Annotated in this window: 2 protein-coding genes; both read left to right on the top strand. The window is 62.5% G+C overall.

Features of this window, described 5'->3' with window-relative positions; translation table 11 throughout:
• On the top strand, window positions 1-709 hold a 709-nt coding region (locus CW742_RS13565; RefSeq protein WP_292421279.1), incomplete at its 5' end, for a polyprenyl synthetase family protein.
• A 1-nt stretch (window position 710) separates the two neighbouring features.
• Window positions 711-1,300: glutamate--tRNA ligase family protein (locus CW742_RS13560; protein ID WP_292421275.1), on the top strand; the 590-nt coding region annotated here is incomplete at its 3' end.

Here is a 1,300-nt window from a genome sequence, read left to right as displayed (position 1 = left end):
GGACGATGACAAGCTCCGCCGGGGAGCCCCGACCGTTCATACCAAATGGGACATGCCGACCGGTATCCTTGCCGGCGATGTCCTCTATGCCCGGGCGTTCGAGCATCTCTGCATGGCGACTGCCACCGACACTGCGAAGGTGAAAGCCGTCACCATGCTCGCCAAAGCCTGCGACGAGATCTGCGCCGGCCAGCACATGGACATGTCCTTTGAGCACCGGACCGATGTGACGGAAGGCGAGTACCTCGAGATGGTCAAAAAGAAGACCGGGGTCCTGTATGCTGCTGCGGCAGGTATCGGTGCGATCCTTGCCGGGGGCAACGGGGTGCAGGTGAAGGCCCTCTACAACTTCGGGCTCAACACCGGCATGGCGTTCCAGATCCAGGACGATCTCATCGATCTTCTGACACCCTCCGAGAAGAGCGGCAAGGACCAGGCATCCGACCTACGCGAGGGCAAGCAGACGCTCCTGATGATCAAGGCCCGTGAGAAAGGGCTCGACCTGACAAAGTACAGAAAAGATCTCACCCCTGCCGAGATCGATGCCGCGATCCGGGATCTGGCCGAAGCGGGGGTCATCGACGAGGTGAAGGGCGTTGCAGAAGGGCTGGTGAAAGACAGCAACCGGCACCTTGGCGTGCTGCCCGAGTCAGAAGAGCGGCAGCTCTTAATGGACATCGGCGAGTTCTTCGTTACCCGGAGTTATTAGGATGGCCGGTGACGATCCCAAAGAGATCCTCTTTTTGTGCGCACTCCAGAATGCCGTGAAGCACGGCGGTGTGCCGGAGCCGGGGGACGTCGTCGGGGTGGGGGTGGGCGGTAACCCGGGGCTCCGGGGCAGGGCCAAGGAGGTCTCGGCCCTTGTCAAGGAGGCCATCGCAGAGGTGGCGGCCCTTTCGCCCGAACAGCGGGAGGCGACCCTGAAGGGCCGGGCGCCGGAGATGTTTGCGGCCCTGTCCGAGAAGCACGAACATAAGAAGGTGCTGCCCGATCTCGAGAAGGCCGGGAAGGGTGTTGCCATGCGGTTCGCCCCGAACCCCTCCGGGCCCCTTCATATCGGACATGCCCGTGCCGCGGTGCTCAATGACGCGTACGTAACGCAGTACAGCGGCCGGTACATCCTCCGGATCGAGGATACCGATCCCAAACGGGTCGATCCCGAAGCCTATGCCATGGTTGTCGAGGACTTACAATGGCTCGGCCTTGGGATTACCGAGACGGTCACCCAGAGCGACCGGCTCTCCCTCTACTACGACATCTGCCGGCAGCTGATCGAGCGCGGCGGGGCCTACGTCTGCAC

Source organism: Methanoregula sp. (genome assembly GCF_002835825.1).
Classification (GTDB): domain Archaea; phylum Halobacteriota; class Methanomicrobia; order Methanomicrobiales; family Methanospirillaceae; genus Methanoregula.
The sequence above is the reverse complement of the archived record's forward strand: the minus strand, read 5'-3'. Positions and strand labels throughout refer to the sequence as shown.